Here is a 20,625-nt window from a genome sequence, read left to right as displayed (position 1 = left end):
CGCGCTGGGCAAAACCAGTGTGTCGCAACGTTTACCAGCGACCGGCTGGCTACCATCGGGGGCGATGTCCAAGTCGAGATGTGCGCCGCGCGCGTGGGCGCCCCGCGCGCTGGTGCTGAGTGCGGTCGCCGCCGTGGTGATGACGGCGGGCGCGTGTTCGTCCGGACCGCAGGGGCCGGTCGCCGCCGCCGACTCCTTCCTGGCGGCCTTCGCCCGGCAGGATCCGGCGGCCGCCGCCGATCTGACCACGCAGCCCGAGAAGGCCTCGGCGGCACTGGCTTCGGCGTGGCAGAACCTGCAGGCACAGCACCTGACCGCACACACCGGATCCGCGCGCGTCACCGGCGACACCGCCACCGTCGACTACACCTACGAGTGGACGCTGCCGAAGGACCGCGTCTGGACCTACTCCGGGCAGTTGCAGATGGGCCGCAGCGGCGGGCAGTGGCAGGTGCGCTGGAGCGCTTCCGACATCCACCCGAAATTGGGTGATACCCAGAGTCTGCACCTGCGCACCACACCGGCGCCGCGCGCCCGGGTCAACGAACGATCCGGCAGCGACGTCCTGGTTCCGGGTGCGGTGCACCGGATCTCGTTCACGGTGACCGACGCCCCGGACCCGGGTTATGTGGCCGGTGCGCTGTCGGCCGCGCTGAAGCAGTTCGACGACACCTTGACCACCGACGCGATCCTGGCCGCCGCCCGGAAACAACACGGCCCCGCACTCGTCCTGGGCCTGAGCGACTGGGAATTCGATCAGGTCAGCGGACAGCTGCTGGGCCTGCCGGGGGTGACCACCGACCGGCAGTGGGACCTCATCCCCACCGACCGGCATTTCGCGCCGGATCTGATGACCCAGATCCGCAAGACCGTCATCGACGAGGTCGACGGCAAGGCCGGCTGGAGTGTGGTCACCGTGAATGCGGACGGCGTCGACACCGATGTGCTGAAAGAGGTTGCGCCGCAACCGGCGCCGTCGTTCTCGCTGAGTATCGACCGCACCGTGCAGAACGCCGCGCAGCGGGCCGTCGGCCCGCGCCGCGAGCAGACCATGATGGTGGTGATCCAGCCCTCCACCGGAGCGATCCTCGCGGTGGCGCAGAACGAGGCCGCCGACACCGACGGTCCCGTCGCGACGACCGGGCTGTATCCGCCCGGCTCCACCTTCAAAACCGTCACCGCCGCCGCCGCGATGACCGCCGACATCGCGAACCCGGATACCGTCGTCCCGTGCCCGAGCCGAATCGTGGTGGGCGAGCGCACGATTCCGAACTACGACGAGTTCTCCCTCGGCGATGTGCCGATGTCGACGGCGTACGAGCGTTCCTGCAATACCGCCTTCGCGAAATTGGCCAGCGAACTGCCGGGTACGGCACTGACCGACGCGGCGGCGCGGATGGGCGTGGGCCCGGACTACACCGTGGCCGGCTTGCCGACCGTGTCCGGTTCGGTGCCGCGCGCCGACGACGAGGTGGTCCGCACCGAGGACGGGATCGGCCAGGGCAAGGTGGTGGTCAGCCCGTTCGGCATGGCGCTGGTGGCGGCGACGGTCGCGCACGGATCGGCGCCGACGCCGTATCTGATCTCCGGGCACGAGACGGCCGTGCACGGCGATCGGCCGAGCCTGTCGCCGCGGGTGGTGGAGGGGCTGCAGGCGATGATGCGCAAGGTGGTCACCGGCGGTACCGCGGAGCGGATCGCCGACCAGGGTGAGGTGTTCGGTAAGACCGGTGAGGCGGAGGTCGACGGCGGATCTCATTCGTGGTTCATCGGCTACCGCGGCGATCTGGCGTGGGCCACACTGCTGGTGCGGGGCGGAAGTTCCGACAACGCGGTCGCGGTGACCAGGGACATGCTGGCGGCTCTGCCACCGGGGAGTGCCTGAAACAATCGTGACCGGACGCTCGGCGCGTCCGGTCACGGGGGTGAAAGGTGTGTAGTTCGGGTGCCGTTTATTGTCCCTGCACCTCCGTTCCACCGACGGTGGCCGAGGTCGCGTGCTCGGTCGGGGGTGACGCCCCGGCCGAACCGTCTCCCAGAATCTCCACGGCCCCGGTCCCGGCGAGGATCATCCCCGCGGTGATCAGCGTGAGCGTCGAACGCTTCATGGTCTTCTCCCTTGTCGGTGAGTGAGAGCCACTGGCATCGAACCATCGGGTTCGCCGACTATTAGCCGACCTGGAAAACCGTAAACCGGCGAACCGCGCGCCGACAACCCCCTGTGCCGGAATGCGCAGCGGAAAAGGCCATGAAAAGCCTGGTTACACCTTCAATTTCTAATTCTGTTCAGCTCGGTGCAAGCTGGCCGACAGATGGTGTTGCTTCGGTTGCCCGACGGCAGCCATCCGCAGTTTGTAGTCGATCGTGTCCCCGGACAGATGGATCGAGCGGCCCAGCGCGGTGACAGATTTCGCCGTACTGGAGTTGCCGATGTGAGTGGAATCGAGTTCGAGCCGCAGCCCGTCCTCGGCGACGGCGATCCGCCCTTCGCAGATCTCGGTGATACCGGTGGGGTGGGCCAGGATCAGCTCGACCCGGTCCGCGCCGATCGAGCGCAGATAGCCGGTCTCGGCGTGCAGCGAGCGGCCGTCGCCGGCGTGGCGGGTGCGCTGCCGATAGGTGAGGAACGGCCGGCCGACATGGCCGAACCGGATTTCCTCGTGATAGTCGAACGGCTCGATGGTCGGGTACTCCCCGTGACCGGAGCCCCGCCAGGTGCCCAGCAGCGGAGCCAGATGGGCGATATCCGGATGGGGCGCGACAGCGGGCTGGGGTTCGAGCACGGCGCACAGCTTAGTTCCCCGCGCCGCCGAGGGTGGGAGGACCACGCGGGCCGGTCCGGTTCGTCCGGGACGAGACCCGGTATGTCGCGACATACATCGCGAAACGGACCTCGCTTGTCCGGAGATCGCGCCGAGGCGGCCCCGGATCTGGTGTGATGGACCGATGCCGACCGGGCGCGAACGGAGCATGCGATGACCGTGCGAATCCAGGCGATGCCGCGGCGGGGCGCGCATGCCGTGCTGCGCGGCTGGTGGCTGCCGTGCTGGGTGCTCACCCGGCGCCAGATCCGGCCGTCGCTGCGCAACGGCGAGGTGTTGACGGCGGTGCTGGCGCCGACGGTGTTCACCCTGGGGTTCTACGTACCGCTGAATCGGGTGATGAGTTTCGCCGGGCACGGGGCGAGCAGCTACGCCCAGTTCCTGATGCCGATGATCGTCATGCAGGCGGTGTCGTTCTGCGCGACCGCGGCCGCGCTCCAAGCGGCGGTCGATGCCCGCGACGGTCTCGATGCCCGGCTCGCGACCATGCCGATTCCGCCGATCGCGCCGCTGATCGCCCGCACCGCCGCCACCGGATACCGCATCGTGATCGCATTGGTGGCGGCCCTGCTGGCCGCGGGCGTGATCGGCTTTCGTTTCGGCGGAAGTCTCTGGGAGACACTGGGTTTCGTCTTGTTCTCGGTGTCGGTCGGGGTGATGCTGGGACTGTTCGGTGACCTGCTGGGCGCGCTGTCGAAATCGCCGGAGGCCACCACCCAGGTGCTGATGCTGCCGCAATTGATCCTCGGCATGGTGTCCACGGGGTTCGCGCCGGCCTCGCAATTCCCGCCGTGGATTCAGGGTTTCGCGCGGAATCAGCCGGTGTCGCAGTTCGTCGACGCGATGCGGGCGCTCGCGGGTGACAAGCCGGGCTTCGCGACGGCGGTGGACTGGTCCACGATCGGGCCGGGGGTGGTGTGGACGGTGTCCGGGCTGCTGGTTTTCGGCGGCGGGTCGGTGGTGCTGGCCGTACGGCGGCAGCGATGACGGCGGCGGATACCGCGGTGCGCGAACTGGCGACCGTGCACGTGGATACCGAGCGCTGGCGGTATCTGCTGCCGCAGACCCTGGTGCAGACCGGCCGGTTGTTGCGGCGCTGGCGCCGCGATCCGCTCACGATGGCGCAGATCCTGGTGTTCCCGGCGCTGCTGCTGGTGATGCTGAATACGGTGCTCGGCCGGCAGATCACGTCGTTCTCGGGGGTCGACGCGCTCTACGGTTCGGTGCCGATGGTGACCGTGGTGTCGGTGATGTCGGGATCGCTGGCCGGGGCGGTGACGCTGGGCCGCGAACGCGATGCGGGTCTGCTGGGCCGCTTCTGGGCGCTGCCGGTCCATCGCGCCTCGGGGTTGCTGTCGCGGCTGCTCGCCGAGGTCGCCCGGATCGTGGTCTGCACGGTGGTGCTCTTCGCGGTGGGCATGGCGCTCGGTTTCCGGTTCCACCGTCCCGCCACCGCGCTCGCGGTGCTCGGGGTGCCGCTGCTCTACGGAATCGGATTCGCCACCATGGTGACGGCGGTGGCGGTGTTTTCGGCGAAAACGTTCGTGGTGGAGGCCATTTCGCTCGGATCGTCGCTGCTGATGTTCTTCAGCACCGGCTTCGTCCCGCTGGTCGCCTATCCCGCGTGGGCGCAGCCGATCGTGGCCCATCAGCCGATGTCCACGGCCATCGACTCGATGCGTGCGCTGGCGCTCGGGGAGCCGGCACTCGGGCCGCTGTGGGCGACGGTGGGATGGTCGGTGGGGGCGATGGTGGTGTTCGCGGTGCCGGCGGCGGTCGGATTCCGGCGTGCCAGCCGGCAGTGAGCGGGGGCCGCGCGGCGTCGCTCAGCGCAGGCCGTCGGCGATCTCGTTGATCATCTCCGCGGAATCGCGCGGACTCAATGCCATCGCGCGCAGTTGGTCGAACATCACGCCGAAGCGCCGAATCTCGTTGTGGCCCTCGACGATATCGTCGCCGGCGATCCCTTCGACATAGACCAGTTCGGGGTCGGCCGGATCAGGGAAGTCGAGGACGACGAAGGAGCCGACCATCGCCGGATGCGCACCCGCGCCGAACGGCAGCACCTGCAGGATGACATTGCGTTTGTCGGTGTCCTCGGTGAGCCGCAGCAACTGTTCGCGCATCACCTCCGGCCCGCCGACCACCCGGCGGATCGCGGCCTCGTCGAGGACCACCCACAACTCCAGCGGATTCCCGTCCCGGGTCAGCACCTTGGAGCGCTCCACCCGGGCCCGCAGGCGCTGTTCGATCACCGAGGTCTCGACCTTCGGCATCGCGGTGTCCAGGACGGCCCACGCGTAGCGCTCGGTCTGCAGCAGGCCGGGGATGAACGAGGTCTGGAACAGTCGCGCCGACAGCGCCTCGGTCTCGAAGTTGATGTAGGCGGCGTAGACCTCCGAGACGGCCGCCTCGAACGGGCGCGACATGCCCGGCTTCTGCGCCTCCATCAGCAACTGCACCGCGTCGGAGCGTTGGGGTTCGCCGATGCCGTACAGGTCGAGCATCGCGGTGAGGGTGCGTCGCTGCGGGCGCGCCTGCGCGGTTTCGATCCGGTAGAGCGTGGTGACGTTGATGCCGGTGCGGGCGCTGACCACTTCCTTGCTGATCCCCGCCTGCTCACGCATCTCCGACAGCAGTGCGGCGAGCCGTCGCAGCTGAACCGTCAGCACCGTGCGTTTACCTGCCATCGCGCGCGTACTCCCTTGTGAGATTCGGGACGCTGGAGCACGTTCCACGGATATGGGAACGGTCGGGCGAGCATACCGCCCGCCCCGCAGGTCCCGGCGCGATCGTGCCCTCCCGGGAATATCCGCGATCGCCCGGGCAGACCACCCTGTCCGCCGGTGACGCGGTCCGCACCACGGCCACCGGCGGGCAACGCATCACGGCCGTGGCGCCGAGCAAGGTGCGGATCTGGGAGAAGCACGCGAGCACGCACTGAGCCGCCCGGACCGGCTCAGCCGCCGGCGGTGGGATCAGCCGGGGGATCTCGGTCCCGCTTCGAGATCGTCATGGGCGGAGTTCCTCTGCGTGGGAGAGCAATTCGTCGACCGTCCACTGGTCGTCGGCGTGGGTGCCGTAGTGGGAGGCGGCGAGGGATCCGTCGGAGGCGATGAGGAAATCGGCGGGCAGCCCGAGGCGGCCACCCTGTGGGGTGCCGCGGGGTGTGGGTTGTTCGCCGCGTGCCATCGGGCCGACGGCGCTGCCGATCGCCAGTGCGATACCGGGCCACGCCCGCGGATGCAGCAGTGCGCGAGGCGCGGATTCCACGCCGAATTCGCGATACAGCGTCTTGTGCGGGTCGGCGATCAGGTCGAAGGGGATATCGGCGGCATAGTCGGTCAATTCGGTTGCCGCGGAATGGAAGACGGCGACCTCGCGGATTCCGGCGGCGGCGATTTCGGCATGCCGGGTGACGAAGGTGCGCAGATGGCGATGACAGATGGGACATCCGGCGAACCGGCGGAATTGCAGATGAATCAGGCGATCGGGATCCGGGACGGGAATCGGTTCGCCGGTGACCGCGGTCAGGGTCCGGCTCGCGATGGTGGTGGGTGCCGACATGCATGCTCCTCGGTAGATAGGTGTACCTCGTACGCCTACGGACCAGTATGCGCGTATCTTGTACGCTGTCAATCCGTGCCCCGCCCTCGCTCGCTGACCACCGCGGACCTCTCGACGGCGGCCCTCGCTGTGATCGACCGCGTGGGCCTGTCCGGGCTGACCATGCGCGCGGTGGCCGCCGAACTGGGCATGGCCACCATGGCGCTGTATCGCTACGTGGCCGACCGGGAAGCTCTCGAAGTGCTGATCGTCGACCGGGTGCTCGGCGACGTCGACGTGTCCACCCCCGTCGACGCCGAGTGGCGGGCGGCGATCGCGGTACTGCTCGAGCGCATGCGGGCCGCGGTCGCGGCGCATCCGGCGGTGGCCCCGCTGGTGCCGCGACATCGGCACGCGAGTCCGGCCGCACTGCGATGGATGGACGCCACCCTCGCCGCACTCACCACGGGCGGTTTCACGGGGCGGGAGCGAGTGATAGCTCAGCGAACGCTGGTGGCCTTCCTGCTCGGCAGCCTGGAGAACGAACACCATGCCGCGATCGGTGGTGCGGGCACGACGGCGATCACTACGTTGCCGACAGACGAGTATCCGTACCTCGTCGAAACCGCCGCGCACGCCCGCGACATCTCGGCCGAGGAGGAATTTCGCGGTGGTATGGCGATCGTTTTGCGTGGTTTGTCGCCACACTGAGTGCGTCGCGTGATCACTGCCGACGCGCCGTCGCGGGTTCCGGCCGTGGGCGAACGGCCCGTGAAATGATTACCAGCACAGTCGTTCTCGAGGCATCATCGCACGTCGCTGGCATATCCTGAGGTCGAGAAGACTGTGACCACACCGTGATTCCAGCAATGCGGACGCAATCTTGCGTTCTTGCATATGCAAGAGCAGAATCCGATCTACCCTTGAATTCGCCACATTCGATCCGAACGACGGACGAGCGAAATCCGGAGATCAGTGATGACGGTGCGACGATGACGACTTCGATTGCCAGTGCGTTACCCGCAGCCCCGCAATTGTTGTGCGCCTTCCAAGGTCGGCGATTCCAGGACCGCGAACTGTTGCGGTCCGCCCGGGCGCTGGCCGACCTGCACACCCGGCGCGCGCAGGTCGCCGACCCGATTCTCATCGCGGAAATCGACTGCCGCCGCGGTGAACTCATCGACGACATCAACGAATGGGTTGAACGCGAACTGCCGGGTTATCGCACCGGCGTCGCGCTGCGCACCGACGTCCTCGGGCCGATGGTGGACCGCATGGCCGGCAGCTGGGTCGCCGCCAACCGCGCCATCGACCGCGACGGCGCCCGCAGCGACACCACCCACAAGCACTGGTACCACCTCGCCGAACTGGTCGACGGCTATACCGACCTCGTCAGCGGCGTCACCGCGCCGCCCGCCCGGTAACCGCAGCGCACAGCGGCGTCGCCGCCGTGGCCTCGCCCCGGGGCGGATAGTCTGGATACATGTCTGTGCGCACCCGCAAGCCGCTCGCCCCCGGAACGCTCTCGCCCGTGCGCGAGGTGCCGCGCTCGATCGAGCGGCCGGAGTACGCGTGGAAGAAGACCGTGAACGAGGGCCGCGAACCGTGGGTGCAGACGCCGGAGACCATCGAGAAGATGCGGCTGGCGAGCAAACTGGCCGCCCAGGCGCTGCAGGAGGCCGGTAAAGCCGTCGCCCCGGGCGTCACCACCGATCACCTCGACGCGGTCGTGCACGAGTATCTGTGCGATCACGGGGCCTACCCGTCGACCCTGGGTTACAAGGGCTTCCCCAAATCCTGCTGCACCTCGCTGAACGAGGTGATCTGCCACGGCATTCCGGACTCCACGGTGATCGAGGACGGTGACATCGTCAACATCGACGTCACGGCCTACATCAACGGCGTGCACGGCGATACCAACGCCACCTTCCTCGCCGGTGACGTCGACGAGGAGGCCCGGCTGCTGGTGGAGCGCACCCACGAGGCCACCATGCGGGCCATCAAGGCGGTCCGGCCCGGTCGTGCGCTGAACGTGATCGGGCGCGTCATCGAGTCGTATGCGAACCGTTTCGGCTACGGCGTGGTCCGCGACTTCACCGGCCACGGTGTCGGCCCGACCTTTCACAGCGGCCTGGTGATCCTGCACTACGACCAGCCCGCCATCGAATCGGTCATCGAGCCGGGCATGACCTTCACCATCGAGCCGATGATCAACCTCGGCGGTATCGATTACGAGATCTGGGACGACGGCTGGACCGTGGTCACCAAGGACCGCCGGTGGACCGCGCAATTCGAGCACACGCTGGTCGTGACCGAGGAAGGCGCCGAAATCCTCACGCTCCCATGAGGTTCGCCGCTGCGGCCGGCGCGGTGACGCGGTGAACGGCGCGCTGTTGGTCGCCGGCACCACCTCCGACGCCGGTAAAAGCGTGGTGGTGGCCGGCATCTGCCGGATGCTGGCGCGGCGCGGCGTGCGGGCGGCGCCGTTCAAGGCGCAGAACATGTCCAACAATTCGGTCGTAACCCTCGACGGGGGCGAGATCGGCCGGGCACAGGCCTTGCAGGCGCGCGCCTGCGGCCTGGAACCCAGCGTGCGGTTCAATCCGGTACTGCTCAAACCCGGCAGCGACCGCCGCTCGCAGCTGGTGGTGCGCGGTGTCGCCGTCGACACCGTCGGCGCGCGCGACTATTTCCGGCACCGGGGGCGGTTGCGCGAGGTGGTGGCCGATGAACTCGCCGCCCTGCGTGCCGAATTCGACGTGGTGATCTGCGAGGGCGCGGGCTCACCCGCCGAGATCAACCTGCGCGCGACCGATCTGGCGAATATGGGTCTCGCCCGGGCCGCGGAGTTGCCGGTCCTGCTGGTGGGCGATATCGATCGCGGCGGGGTGCTGGCGCACCTGTTCGGCACCGTGGCGATTCTCGATCCCGAGGATCAGCAGCTGATCTCGGGCTACATCGTCAACAAGTTCCGCGGCGACGTGGATCTGCTGCGACCGGGACTGGACCAGCTGACCGCGCTCACCGGCCGCCCCACGCTGGGTGTCCTGCCGTTCAGCGACGAGCTGTGGATCGACGCGGAGGATTCGCTCGGCACGGTCGCCGACGCTCCGGTCGGCCGCCCCCGCCCGCCGGTGGGCAGCGAGTGGCTGAGCGTCGCCGCGATCCGGCTGCCACGTATCTCCAATTCCACCGATATCGAGGCGCTGGCGTGCGAGCCGGGAGTCTCGGTGCGCTGGGTGAGCGACCCGTCGCGGCTGGCCGGCGTCGATGTGATCGTCGTTCCGGGGAGCAAATCCACCGTCTCGGATCTGAACTGGTTGCGCCGCACCGGAATCGCGGACGCGATCGCGGCCCACGCCGGCGCCGGAAAGCCGGTGCTGGGCATCTGCGGTGGCTATCAGATGCTCGGCCGCCGCATCCACGACGACGTCGAATCCGGCGCGGGCGAGGTGGCCGGTCTCGGCCTGCTGGACCTCGAGATCGAATTCGCCGATCCGAAGGTGCTGCGCCGCAGTGCCGGCCACGGCGCGGCGAGCGGGGGAGCGGTCGCCGGAATCCCGTTGTCCGGCTACGAGATCCACCACGGCCGGGTGCGGCGCAGTGGCGATCCGGCCTGGGTCGAGACCAGCGGTGTCGAGACGGATCCGGCCAGGCCCGGGGGCGGCGACCGGGCGGCCCGCGCGGATGACGCCGACGGTCACGTGCGAGTCCGAGGCGCCGGGGTCGCGGTCGGCGAAGGCAGCGTGCGCAGGGCTGTTCGCGGCACACATCTGCACGGGCTGCTGGAATCCGACGAGTTCCGCCGCGCCTGGCTGCGGGAGGCCGCGCGGCAGGCCGGTCGCACCGGCTTCGCGGTCGCCTCCGATACCTGTGTGGAGGCGGTGCGTACCGCTCAATTGGATCTGCTCGCCGACCTGATCGAGAAACACCTCGACATCGCGGCGCTCGAGCGCCTGATCAGCGACGGTGCGCCCGCGGAGCTGCCCACTCTCACCGTCGGCCGGTGACCGCCGGGTCCGGCGGGGCCGGTGCGCGCGGGGCGCCGGACCCCGGTCGCAGGCCGATGCCGTACTCGCTCGATGTGCCGCGGTCGAGTTTCCGGTGCCGGGGCTACCCACCTCACAGCGCTGCGATCCGCGTCATCACCGGGCGATGAACGTGGCCGAGGACATGGCGTGCGCCCGTCCGCTGCCGTGTAGCGTTGATCGGCATGGAGACCCGGCGAATCGCGGTCGGTGACCGCGCCTGGACCGTACGAGTCGGCGGGCCGGAGTCCAGGCATACGGTGCTGCTGCTACCCGACGCCGGAGCTCCGGCCGACGTCTACGACCAGGTGTGCGAGCGACTGCACAATTCCGATCTGCGCACCATCACGGTGGAGTCGATCGACGGCCTGGACAAGGCCGCCGTCTACGCCATCCTCGACGACCTCGGCGTGGCCTGGGCCAACCTGGCCGGCTACGGCGCGGGCGCGGAACTGGCCTGGCAGCTGGGCGCGCGCGGCTTCGGCCGATTCGTCGGACTGGTGGTGGCCGGGCGACCGCATCCGGCCGTGGCCGTGGACGGAACCGCCGCCGACACCACCTGCCCGGCAGTGGAGCTGCCGACCACCGTCATCGCCACCGAGGACCTGCCGCGCGCGGTCGCCGATTCCTGCGGTCGCCACGTCTTCGGCGAATTCCGCGTCACCCAGGTCGACACCGCCGAGGTGCCGATCAAGGCCGATCACGAATTCGCCACCGAGATCGTGCTGCGCTCCGGTCTGTGGTGAGTGCCGACACTCATCGGAACCCCGGCCGAGATGCCATCGCCGCCGAGGTGTATCCCGGCGATACACCTTCTACGGCAACGTCATTCAGTTCGCGTCCCGGAAATCCCGCAGCCAGCTCAGCCACGCGTCCAGTTCGTTGAACGCGTGTGAGCGCACCTGCGGCGACGAGAGGAAGACGTCGTGGCGGGCGCCCTCGATCGGCACGATGTTCGTGCGACCGCCCAGGCATCCCGACCAGCGCTGAATCTGGCGCACGTCGAGCACCACATCCGACACATCGGCGGCGGGGCCGTACTTGCGCATGAACTTCGTCACCTTCGAGCGCAGGATCAGCGCCGGAACTCCGACGTCGAGCCCGCGGTGCAGCTCCGCGTGGCCCCGGCGGATGGCGCGCAACCAGCCCAGGTGGACCGGGAACCCGCCCAGCGGCTTCCAGTCCAGGTTGTAGTCCCATTCGCCGGAGACGCTGGTGTGCAGGCTGTCGCCGTAGGTGCTCAGCTCGCCGCCGGGCAGGCGCGTCATCGCGCGCAACCGGCCCACTCCGTCGATCACGGCGGTGCCGATGTGGCGGTAGTAGGCCGGGCCCTGCAGATCGAACCAGGGACTGTTCAGCACCAGCCCGGTGATGCCCTCGGCGGCGGCGTCGCGGCGGTTGAGCCACAGCGGCAACACCAGACCGCCGGTGGAGTGCGCCATCAGCAGCACCGGCAATCCGGTCTCCTCGCGCACGATCCGCACCGCGCGATCCAGTTCGGCGTCGTAGAGCCGCAGGTCGCTGACGTAGTGCGCGGTCTGGCCGGGGCGGCGGGAGCGTCCGCACTTGCGCAGATCCAGGGCGTAGAAGCGATAGCCGCGCGCACTCATGTGCTCGGCGAGATGCTTCTGGAAGAAGTAGTCGGTGAAGCCGTGCACGTACAGCACCGCGCCGGCGGCCGGCTCGGCGATATCGGGCTCGTGGCGGACCAGGGTGGCCGCCACCGCTCCCTCGCCGTCCGGATCGGGGCCGAGCGGGATGGTCAGCTGCCGATATCCCTCGCCCAGAACATCGGGCTGCCAGGCGTGAGTGGTCGACGGGGCAAGGGGCGTCTCGTTCGTCACAGCTTCACGATATTCGACCCGCTCAGGGGCCTGCACGGTGAGCCGTGGCGAACGTGCATGTGTGACGGTTTCGGAAACGGGCATGGTGAGGGGCAGAATCAAGTTGAAGTGAACGGCGGGTAACCTCATTACCCGCCCACCAAGTGCCCGCGCTGGACAAGGAAGTCGATCACCCCGTGCCGAACGCTGCGATGACTGAAAAGACCGATGTAGTCCTCATCGGTGCCGGCATCATGAGTGCCACCCTGGGTGCACTGCTTCGCCAGTTGCAGCCCGACTGGTCGATCACCATGTTCGAGCGGCTGGACGCGGCCGCGCCCGAGAGCAGCGACCCGTGGAACAACGCGGGCACCGGCCACTCGGCGCTGTGCGAGCTGAACTACACGCCGCAGGCCGCCGACGGTTCGGTCGACATCACCAAGGCGATCGATATCAACGAGCGCTTCCAGGTGTCGCGCCAGTTCTGGGCCTACGGTGCCGAGAACGGCGTGCTCGCCGACCCGTCGGGCTTCATCAATCCCATTCCGCACGTGAGCTTCTGCCACGGCGCCGACGGTGTGGACTATCTGCGCAAGCGTCACGCGGCGCTGTCGCGGCACCCGCTGTTCGAGGGCATGGAGTTCATCGACAGCCCGGACGAGTTCACCCGCCGCCTGCCACTGATGGCCCGGGGCCGTGACTTCTCCGAGCCGGTCGCGCTGAACTGGACCCAGACCGGTACCGATATCGACTTCGGAGCGCTGACCAAGCAGCTGCTGGCCTACCTCGGTTCCTCGGGCGTGGAGATCGCGTTCGGCAACGAGGTGCGCAACCTGTCCAAGAAGTCCGACGGCAGCTGGACGGTCAAGGTCCGCAACACCCGCACCCGCACCTCGCGCACGATCGACGCCAAATTCGTCTTCGTCGGCGCGGGCGGCTACGCGCTGCCGCTGCTGCAGAAGGCCGGCATCAAGGAGATCCAGGGCTTCGCCGGATTCCCGGTCAGCGGCCAGTTCCTGCGCTGCACCAACCCCGAGCTGATCGCCAAGCACGACGCCAAGGTCTACGGCAAGGCCGCCGTCGGCGCGCCGCCGATGTCGGTGCCGCACTTGGACACTCGCGTCATCAACGGCAAGCCGGGCCTGCTGTTCGGCCCCTACGCCGGCTGGACCCCGAAGTTCCTGAAGGACGGCAAGTTCAGCGACCTGCTCAAGTCCGTGCGGGCCGGCAACGTCACCCCGATGCTGGGTGTCGGCGTCACCGAACTCGGCCTGGTCAAATACCTCGTCAGCGAACTGCTGAAGTCGCCGGCGGGCAAGGTGAACACCATGGAGGAGTTCATCCCGCGCGCCGACGGCCACGACTGGGAGCTGATCACCGCCGGCCAGCGCGTGCAGATCATCCGGCGCAAGGGTGCGGGCGGCGTCCTGGAACTCGGCACCGCGGTGATCGCCGCCGGAGACGGTTCCATCGCCGGACTGCTCGGCGCCTCGCCCGGCGCGTCCACCTGTGTCAGCGCGATGATCGACGTGCTGCAGCGCTGCTTCCCGCGCGAATACGCCGACTGGACACCGAAACTCAAGGAAATGGTGCCGTCACTGGGTGTGAAGCTCTCGGAGAATCAGGCGCTGTTCCACGAGGTGTGGGACTGGTCGACCAAGGCCCTCAATCTCAACGGCAGCGGCCGTGCCGACAACACGCCGATCGCCGCTGGGGTCGCGCACAGCTGAATCATGTGATAGCAAGACGCGATGATGTCAACGGTTGCGCTCAAACGGTCGTGGGCCGCGGATCTGGATACCGCGACGCTGTACAAGCTGTTGAAACTGCGCGTCGAAGTGTTCGTCGTGGAGCAGAAATGCGCTTATCCGGAACTGGACGGGCTCGATCTGCTCCCCGAGACACGCCACTTCTGGCTCGACGACGAGGGTGAGATCATCTGCACCCTGCGGCTGCTCGAGGAGCACCACAACGGGGTGAAGTCGTTCCGCATCGGCCGGTTGTGCACCACCCCCGAGGCGCGCGGTCACGGCTACACCACCCGTGTGCTGCAGGCGGCCATCGCCGAAGCCGGTTCGGCGACAGTGCGTTTGAACGCCCAGACCTATCTGGTCGACCTCTACACCAAGCACGGGTTCAAGCCCGACGGCGAGGAGTACGAGGAAGACGGGATCGCGCACATCCCCATGCGCCGGGGCTGAGTGGCGGCCCCACCACGGAGATTTCGGCCCCGTATCCCGTTCCGGGATGCGGGGCCCTCTCGTTCCGGGGCGCGGGTTGTCAGTTCCGCAACGGATTCGGTGCCGGATCGCTGTCCGCTCCGCACAGTTCGCGGGCGAGCATCGTGGCGCCGGCGACCGCCCCCGGCATCAGAAAGATCGCCACGAACGGCACGAGGAATGCGGCCGCCAGCGGAATGCCGAATCCCCACACCAGCATTCGATGCGAACGCAGCATCGTCAGATGTTCGCGCAACTCGATTCCGCGGCGCAGCATCGCGACGGCGGTCAGTTCCTGCGCCAGGAAGAACCCGGCCACGCAGACCCCGAGCACCGGGACGACGGTCTGCCCGACGAGCGGCAGGAATCCGGCGCAGAACAACACCACGCCCCACACCGCCGCCCGGATCAGAATGCGCACCCCGTCGCGGACGCCGATCCACACCTCTCGCCACAGCGGCAGTCCCGATTCCGGCGCCCGCCCGTCGGCCGACAGCGACCGATCCACCCGTTCCGAGAGGGCCTCGTAGAACGGCTGGCCGATCACCAGCGTCACCGCGGTGAACGTGATCACCGCCAGGAACAGCCCCAGCAGGACCAGCAGCACGGCGAGGCCGCCACGCAGCACATCGGGCCACGGCGAGGACCAGTGCGCCGCGAACGGCGTCGCCCATGCCACCAGATCCCCCGCGAACCACACCAGCGCCACCAGCAGCCCGAGATACAGCACCGTCGAGAGCACGCCCGGCAGCAATCCCAGCCCGAGCTCCCGCCGATGCGCCGCGGCCCACCGCTGCCCCCGCATCAGATACCCGAAGCCCCGCACCATATCCCGCACCCGCCCAGCGTATTCGGCGGGTGAGCAGCGCGCCGAATTCTTCGTACAGCTGTGAAACACTGCGAGGTGTGCGCAATCTGCGAGTCGGCGTGCTCGTCTCACACCACGGCTCGAATCTTCGCGCCCTCTACCGGTCCTCCCTGGAACCCGGAGCGCGCTTCGAGATCGCGGTCGTCATCGGCAACAACAGCGATGCGGCGGGTCTGGCCTACGCCCGCGAGAATCGCATTCCGACACGGCATCTCTCGGGCGCGACACATCCGGATCCCGACGCGTTGGACGAAGCGATCCGCGCCGCGCTGGCCGAGCACGCGACCGACTGGGTGGTGACGGCGGGCTACATGAAGAAACTCGGACCGCGAACGCGCCGGCACTTCGGTTCCCGCATCCTCAACATCCACCCGGCGCCCTTACCGCGATTCGGCGGCGCCGGCATGTTCGGCCGTCGCGTGCACGACGCGGTGCTGGCGTCCGGCGTCACGGTCACCGGGCCCACGGTGCATCTGGTCGACGGCGACTACGACACCGGCCGGGTGATCGCCCATCGCGAGGTTCCGGTACTCGCGGACGACACCGTCGAAACCCTTGCCGCGCGCGTGCTCGAGGCCGAACATGTGGTGTTGCCACTGGTGGTGCGGCGGATCGCTGCGGGGCAGCGACTCTAGCGCGACAGGGCAGCCCGATGCGGGTGCGGAAAGGGGCGCGCATACAGTGGGGGCGTGTCCGATTTCCGAGGTGAAACCGCATCGGCTGTGTCCGCGCATCACGACGGTGAGGCGGGATTTCCGTTCTCGGCGGTGGTGGGGCAGGAGCAGCTGCAGCTGGCGCTGATTCTGTGTGCGGTGCATCCGGGGATCGGCGGCGTCCTGGTGCGCGGGGAGAAGGGGACCGCGAAATCGACGGTGGTGCGGGCGCTTGCGCAGTTGTTGCCGCCGGTGGCCGACGAGAGTGGGCAGCGGCCCGCCCGGCTGGTGGAGCTGCCGGTCGGCGCGACCGAGGACCGGGTCGTGGGATCGCTGGATCTGGAGCGGGTGCTGCGCGACGGGGAGCAGGCGTTCCGGCCCGGACTGCTGGCGGCGGCCCATCACGGTGTGCTGTACGTCGACGAAGTGAATCTGCTGCACGACCACCTGGTCGACGTGCTGCTCGACGCGGCGGCGATGGGGCGGGTGCACATCGAACGCGACGGAGTGTCGCATTCGCATCCGGCTCGGTTCGTCCTGGTCGGCACCATGAACCCGGAGGAGGGCGAACTCCGCCCGCAGCTACTGGACCGATTCGGCCTCACCGTCGACGTCGCGGCCTCCCGCGATGTGGACGTGCGGATGGCCGTGGTGCGCCGCCGCCTCGACTACGAGGCCGATCCCGCCGGTTTCGCGGCCGCCTACACCGCTGCCGATCGCGACGTCGCCGAGCGCATTCTCGCCGCGCGCGAACGCCTCGCCGAGGTGGCGCTCGACGATATCGAACTGCGCCGGATCGCCGCGCTGTGCGCATCCTTCGACGTCGACGGCATGCGCGCGGATCTGGTGGTGGCGCGGACCGCGACGGCCCACGCGGCGTGGCGTGGAAGTGAGTGCGTGACCGCCGACGACGTGCGTATCGCCGCGGAACTGGCACTGCCGCACCGTCGTCGGCGCGATCCGTTCGACGAACCGGGCATCACCGACGAACAACTCGACGAGGCGATGCGCGATGCCGAACAGGAGGCCGAGCGGGCCCGCACCGAGCAGAGTCGAGCCGCCGAAGACGAAACGCGAAGCGACGCAGCGCGATCGGAGTCCGATCCGCAGCGCGAAGTCGATCAGGACCAGCGGGAACCGGATTCCGGCGCCGGAGCTCCCGAGAACAACGGCTCCGACGGCGGTCCCGACGACAAGGGCCCCGACGACGACGGTCCCGGCTCACCGGGCGGCGGCCCACGTGGCGGCGCCCGCGAGGGCAGTGCGGCGGCCCCGGCGAATTCCGTCGCCCGCCCGCCCCACTGGGAGATCCCGGGGGTCGGGGAGGGCGCTCCCGGACGCCGATCTCGCGCCCACACCCGGCACGGCCGGGTGGTGCGGTCGGTGACCGATACCTCCACCGGCCTGCATCTGCTGGGCACCCTGTTCGCCGCCGCACCCCATCAGCATGCCCGCGGCCGCGTCGACGGCCCGCTGGCACTGGAGGCGGCCGATTTGCGGGGCGCGTATCGCGAGGGGCGCGAAGGCAATCTGGTGGTGTTCGTGGTCGACGCCTCCGGGTCGATGGCGGCCCGCGATCGTCTGTCGGCGGTCACCGGGGCGGTGGTGGTCCTGCTGCGCGACGCCTATCAGCGCCGCGACAAGGTCGCCGTGATCACCGTGCGCGGCAGCGAGGCCGAACTGGTACTGCCGCCGACCTCGTCGGTGGATATCGCGGTGCGCCGCCTCGCCGATCTGCGCACCGGCGGCAAAACCCCACTGGCACAAGGATTGCTGAAGGCCCGCGAGGTGGTGGCCCGCGAACACGTCCGCGATCCGCAGCGCCGCGCGATGGTCGTGCTGCTGACCGACGGCCGCGCCACCGGCGGTGCCGACCCGATCCCGCGTGCCCGCGCCGCCGCCCGCCTGCTCGCCCGCGACGGTGTGGCCGGGGTGGTCGTGGACTGCGAGCGCGGCATGGTCCGGCTGGGCCTGGCCGCCGAATTCGCCCGGGAACTGCGCGCCACCTATCTGCGCCTCGGCGAGCTCACCGGCGATTCGGTCGCCGCCGCGGTGAAGTCCGGGCTGCCGCATCATCTGGCGGCGTGAGCGTTCGCGCCACACCGTGCGTGACCGGTCGGGCGGGGGCGGCCGGACCCACGCGGCCGACCGGATGTGCGGATGTGGGAATGTGATGCGTAGGTGCTCGACCAGGAGGATGCAGCGATGCCGAAGGGCGTTCCGGACACGATTCCCGACGACGGGCTGACCACTCGCCAGCGGCGTAATCAGCCGGTGCTCGCGGTGCACACCGGTCCCGGCAAGGGCAAGTCGACCGCGGCGTTCGGGATGGCGTTGCGGGCCTGGAATCAGGGATTCGATATCGCGGTCTTCCAGTTCGTGAAGAGCGCGAAATGGAAGGTCGGCGAGGAGGCCGCCTTCCGCACCCTGGGCCGGCTGCACGAGGAGACCGGCACCGGCGGCCCGGTGGAGTGGCACAAGATGGGCGAGGGCTGGTCGTGGACCCGCAAACAGGGCAGCGAGGACGACCACGCCGCCGCGGCCCTGGCCGGATGGCGGGAGATCGCGCGCCGGCTGACCGCCGAACAGCACCGCTTCTACGTTCTCGACGAGTTCACCTACCCGCTGAAATGGGGCTGGGTGGACGTCGACGAGGTGGTCGAGACGCTGCGGAACCGGCCCGGCAACCAGCATGTGGTGATCACCGGCCGCGACGCCCCGCAGGCGCTGGTCGACGCGGCGGATCTGGTCACCGAGATGAGCAAGGTGAAACATCCGATGGACGCCGGGCGCAAGGGTCAGCGGGGTATCGAGTGGTGACGGCGGGCGGCCGATGACCACTCCGGCCGTGGTGATCGCCGCACCCGCCTCGGGCAGCGGAAAGACCACGCTGGCAACCGGTTTGATCGGAGCGCTGCGCCGCGCCGGACATCGGGTCGCGCCGTTCAAGGTGGGACCCGACTACATCGATCCCGGGTATCACGGTCTGGCCGCCGGGCGGCCGGGACGCAATCTGGATCCGGTGCTGGTCGGTGCCGAGCGGGTGGTGCCGCTGTACCGGCACGGCAGCGCGGGCTGCGATGTGGCCGTGGTCGAGGGCGTGATGGGCCTGTTCGACGGCCGGATCGATGCCGCGAATCCCGCCCCGGTCGCCGAGGGGTCGACCGCGCAGGTCGCCGCGCTGCTCGGCGCCCCGGTGCTGCTGGTCGTCGACGCGCGCGGCCACAGTCAGAGCCTGGCCGCCCTGCTGCACGGCTTCGCGACCTTCGACAGCGGGATCCGGCTCGGCGGCGTGATCCTCAACCGCGTCGGCAGCCCGCGCCACGAACAGGTCCTGCGCGCCGCCTGCGCCCGGGTCGGCCTGCCGGTGCTCGGTGCGCTGCCGCGGATGGACGAATTATCGGTTCCCGCACGGCATCTCGGCCTCGTACCGGCGGTCGAGCACGGTTGCGCGGCGCATGCGGCGGTCGAGGCCATGACCGAACTCGTCGGCGCGCACATCGATGTGGGTGCGGTCGCGCGACTGGCCGCCGCCGACGTGGACGGGCCCGCGTGGGATCCGATCGGTGAGGTCGCGGCGGCCACCCACCTACGGTGGCGGCGGCCCGGTGTGAACCGGACCGCCCTAGACGGTCCGGAGCCGGGCGAGGACACCGGTTCCGCCGGAGCCCCGCTGCTCCTCGAGAGCACGGCGCCTACCGGCGGCAGGTCGGACAGCTCAGCGCCTGCGATCGGCGGGTCGCGGATCCCGGCGGGGACGGCGGGGCGGCAACAGTCCGGCGAGCCGGAGACCCCGATACCGATGTCCGCCTCGGGCAGCGGAGTGCGAGAGCCCGCGCCGATCATCGCGATGGCGGGCGGGCCGGCGTTCACCTTCGGTTACGCCGAACATCGGGAACTGCTGACGGCGGCCGGAGCGCGGGTGGCGGTGTTCGATCCGTTGCACGAGCAATTGCCTCTGGGGACAGCGGGGTTGGTCCTGCCCGGTGGCTTCCCGGAGGAACATGCGGCCGATCTGGCCGCGAATACACCGCTGCTGACCGCGGTCGCCGAGGCCGCCGCTCGAGGTATGCCGATTCATGCCGAATGCGCGGGCCTGCTCTATCTGACCCGCTCGCTGGACGGGCACCGCATGGCCGGAGTCCTCGATGCCACCGCCGAATTCGGGCCGCGCCTGACCCTCGGTTACCGGGATGCGGTGGCACTGGCCGATTCGGTGCTGTGGGCCACCGGAGAACGTGTGCGCGGCCATGAATTCCACCGCACCCGCTTGATCACTACGGGATCGAACCCACCCGCCTGGGGGTGGCGCACCGAGGAGGCAGCGGTCCGGGAAGGCGCGGTGGCCCACCGGGTGCATGCGTCCTATCTGCACACTCACCCCGCCGGAAATCCCAGGGCCACAGTCCGTTTCGTCGCCGCGTGTGGACAGTTCGCCGCGGCGCACGCCGGCGTGTGACGGCGATGCGCGAGCGATCCTCGAAACGACCCGGCACCGGACGGCCGAACCGGGCAGCGGCGGATCTCGTCCGCCGACGAGTCCTCGGCGGGCGCCCATGCGTACCGACTTACGCCGCCGTGCCCGAGCTGCCGGCATCACTCCCGCCCCCGATCGGAATGGATCGTCGCGGCGCACCCTTGCGGGTTTCGATCACCGCCCGGGCGA

The 20,625-nt window shown here is 69.2% G+C and carries 21 protein-coding genes; 15 read left to right on the top strand and 6 right to left on the bottom strand.

Translation table 11 applies throughout. The annotated features are described in order from the left end of the window. The first annotated feature begins 64 nt into the window (after positions 1-64). Complete coding sequence (locus tag NMI01S_RS22175) at positions 65-1,885, top strand: penicillin-binding transpeptidase domain-containing protein (protein WP_084513164.1); 1,821 nt, start codon at positions 65-67, stop codon at positions 1,883-1,885. Positions 1,886-1,952: 67 nt separating this feature from the next. Here the strand turns inward: NMI01S_RS22175 and NMI01S_RS34990 are convergent, their stop codons facing one another. Then, positions 1,953-2,108: a hypothetical protein gene (locus NMI01S_RS34990; RefSeq protein WP_156055460.1), complete on the bottom strand. Its 156-nt coding sequence runs from the start codon at positions 2,106-2,108 to the stop codon at positions 1,953-1,955. A 168-nt stretch (positions 2,109-2,276) separates the two neighbouring features. Beyond that, positions 2,277-2,792, bottom strand: coding sequence for a peroxynitrite isomerase (locus NMI01S_RS22170; protein ID WP_439955958.1), 516 nt, complete (start codon positions 2,790-2,792; stop codon positions 2,277-2,279). A gap of 183 nt (positions 2,793-2,975) precedes the next feature. On the opposite strand from NMI01S_RS22170, the gene NMI01S_RS22165 reads away from it, so the two are divergent. Then, on the top strand, positions 2,976-3,809 hold the full coding sequence (locus NMI01S_RS22165) for an ABC transporter permease (RefSeq protein WP_084513162.1): 834 nt from the start codon (positions 2,976-2,978) through the stop codon (positions 3,807-3,809). Continuing rightward, positions 3,806-4,627: an ABC transporter permease gene (locus tag NMI01S_RS22160; RefSeq protein WP_084513161.1), complete on the top strand. Its 822-nt coding sequence runs from the start codon at positions 3,806-3,808 to the stop codon at positions 4,625-4,627. Before NMI01S_RS22165 ends, NMI01S_RS22160 begins: the two co-directional genes overlap by 4 nt. A 21-nt stretch (positions 4,628-4,648) precedes the next feature. Here NMI01S_RS22160 and NMI01S_RS22155 read toward each other — a convergent pair whose 3' ends face one another. Beyond that, positions 4,649-5,512: a helix-turn-helix domain-containing protein gene (locus NMI01S_RS22155; protein WP_036503530.1), complete on the bottom strand. Its 864-nt coding sequence runs from the start codon at positions 5,510-5,512 to the stop codon at positions 4,649-4,651. Positions 5,513-5,616: 104 nt separating this feature from the next. Between NMI01S_RS22155 and NMI01S_RS34985 the strand changes: the two genes are divergently transcribed. Continuing rightward, the gene (locus tag NMI01S_RS34985; protein WP_174554561.1) at positions 5,617-5,766 is read left to right on the top strand and encodes a hypothetical protein; all 150 of its coding nucleotides are present in this window, start codon (positions 5,617-5,619) and stop codon (positions 5,764-5,766) included. 68 nt (positions 5,767-5,834) lie between these two features. Here NMI01S_RS34985 and NMI01S_RS22150 read toward each other — a convergent pair whose 3' ends face one another. Continuing rightward, the gene (locus NMI01S_RS22150; RefSeq protein WP_063000170.1) at positions 5,835-6,389 is read right to left on the bottom strand and encodes a peroxiredoxin-like family protein; all 555 of its coding nucleotides are present in this window, start codon (positions 6,387-6,389) and stop codon (positions 5,835-5,837) included. A 75-nt stretch (positions 6,390-6,464) separates the two neighbouring features. Between NMI01S_RS22150 and NMI01S_RS22145 the strand changes: the two genes are divergently transcribed. The 5 genes from NMI01S_RS22145 (at position 6,465) to NMI01S_RS22125 (ending at position 11,142) form a co-directional block, all read left to right on the top strand. Next, complete coding sequence (locus NMI01S_RS22145; RefSeq protein ID WP_063000168.1) at positions 6,465-7,079, top strand: TetR/AcrR family transcriptional regulator; 615 nt, start codon at positions 6,465-6,467, stop codon at positions 7,077-7,079. 281 nt (positions 7,080-7,360) lie between these two features. Beyond that, on the top strand, positions 7,361-7,792 hold the full coding sequence (locus tag NMI01S_RS22140) for a hypothetical protein (protein WP_245716976.1): 432 nt from the start codon (positions 7,361-7,363) through the stop codon (positions 7,790-7,792). Between the two features lie 59 nt (positions 7,793-7,851). Further along, positions 7,852-8,715, top strand: coding sequence for a type I methionyl aminopeptidase (map, locus tag NMI01S_RS22135; RefSeq protein WP_063000166.1), 864 nt, complete (start codon positions 7,852-7,854; stop codon positions 8,713-8,715). A gap of 31 nt (positions 8,716-8,746) precedes the next feature. Next, the gene (locus NMI01S_RS22130) at positions 8,747-10,378 is read left to right on the top strand and encodes a cobyric acid synthase (RefSeq protein WP_063000164.1); all 1,632 of its coding nucleotides are present in this window, start codon (positions 8,747-8,749) and stop codon (positions 10,376-10,378) included. A 203-nt stretch (positions 10,379-10,581) separates the two neighbouring features. Beyond that, a complete protein-coding gene (locus NMI01S_RS22125) occupies positions 10,582-11,142 on the top strand; it encodes a hypothetical protein (protein WP_063000162.1) in 561 nt (186 codons plus the stop codon). Between the two features lie 84 nt (positions 11,143-11,226). Here the strand turns inward: NMI01S_RS22125 and NMI01S_RS22120 are convergent, their stop codons facing one another. Beyond that, a complete protein-coding gene (locus tag NMI01S_RS22120; RefSeq protein WP_063000160.1) occupies positions 11,227-12,240 on the bottom strand; it encodes an alpha/beta hydrolase in 1,014 nt (337 codons plus the stop codon). A 191-nt stretch (positions 12,241-12,431) separates the two neighbouring features. Between NMI01S_RS22120 and mqo the strand changes: the two genes are divergently transcribed. Together mqo and NMI01S_RS22110 are read left to right on the top strand one after the other, a co-directional pair. Further along, on the top strand, positions 12,432-13,949 hold the full coding sequence (gene mqo, locus NMI01S_RS22115) for a malate dehydrogenase (quinone) (protein ID WP_063000913.1): 1,518 nt from the start codon (positions 12,432-12,434) through the stop codon (positions 13,947-13,949). Positions 13,950-13,970: 21 nt separating this feature from the next. Further along, a complete protein-coding gene (locus NMI01S_RS22110; protein ID WP_039779600.1) occupies positions 13,971-14,420 on the top strand; it encodes a GNAT family N-acetyltransferase in 450 nt (149 codons plus the stop codon). Between the two features lie 79 nt (positions 14,421-14,499). On the opposite strand, the gene NMI01S_RS22105 is transcribed toward NMI01S_RS22110, so the two are convergent. After that, on the bottom strand, positions 14,500-15,267 hold the full coding sequence (locus NMI01S_RS22105; RefSeq protein ID WP_245717000.1) for an EI24 domain-containing protein: 768 nt from the start codon (positions 15,265-15,267) through the stop codon (positions 14,500-14,502). A gap of 77 nt (positions 15,268-15,344) precedes the next feature. Here NMI01S_RS22105 and purN point away from each other — a divergent pair, with 77 nt between their 5' ends. From purN to NMI01S_RS22085, 4 genes are all read left to right on the top strand, one after another. Continuing rightward, positions 15,345-15,941, top strand: coding sequence for a phosphoribosylglycinamide formyltransferase (purN, locus tag NMI01S_RS22100; RefSeq protein ID WP_063000156.1), 597 nt, complete (start codon positions 15,345-15,347; stop codon positions 15,939-15,941). A 54-nt stretch (positions 15,942-15,995) separates the two neighbouring features. After that, positions 15,996-18,047, top strand: coding sequence for a magnesium chelatase subunit D family protein (locus NMI01S_RS22095; protein ID WP_084513158.1), 2,052 nt, complete (start codon positions 15,996-15,998; stop codon positions 18,045-18,047). Between the two features lie 117 nt (positions 18,048-18,164). After that, complete coding sequence (cobO, locus tag NMI01S_RS22090; RefSeq protein ID WP_063000911.1) at positions 18,165-18,779, top strand: cob(I)yrinic acid a,c-diamide adenosyltransferase; 615 nt, start codon at positions 18,165-18,167, stop codon at positions 18,777-18,779. Between the two features lie 13 nt (positions 18,780-18,792). Continuing rightward, positions 18,793-20,418: a cobyrinic acid a,c-diamide synthase CobB gene (locus NMI01S_RS22085; protein ID WP_063000152.1), complete on the top strand. Its 1,626-nt coding sequence runs from the start codon at positions 18,793-18,795 to the stop codon at positions 20,416-20,418. Positions 20,419-20,625 lie beyond the last annotated feature (207 nt).

Source organism: Nocardia mikamii NBRC 108933 (assembly GCF_001613505.1).
Taxonomy (GTDB): Bacteria; Actinomycetota; Actinomycetes; order Mycobacteriales; family Mycobacteriaceae; genus Nocardia; species Nocardia mikamii.
This window is presented reverse-complemented; position numbering and strand designations above follow the sequence as displayed.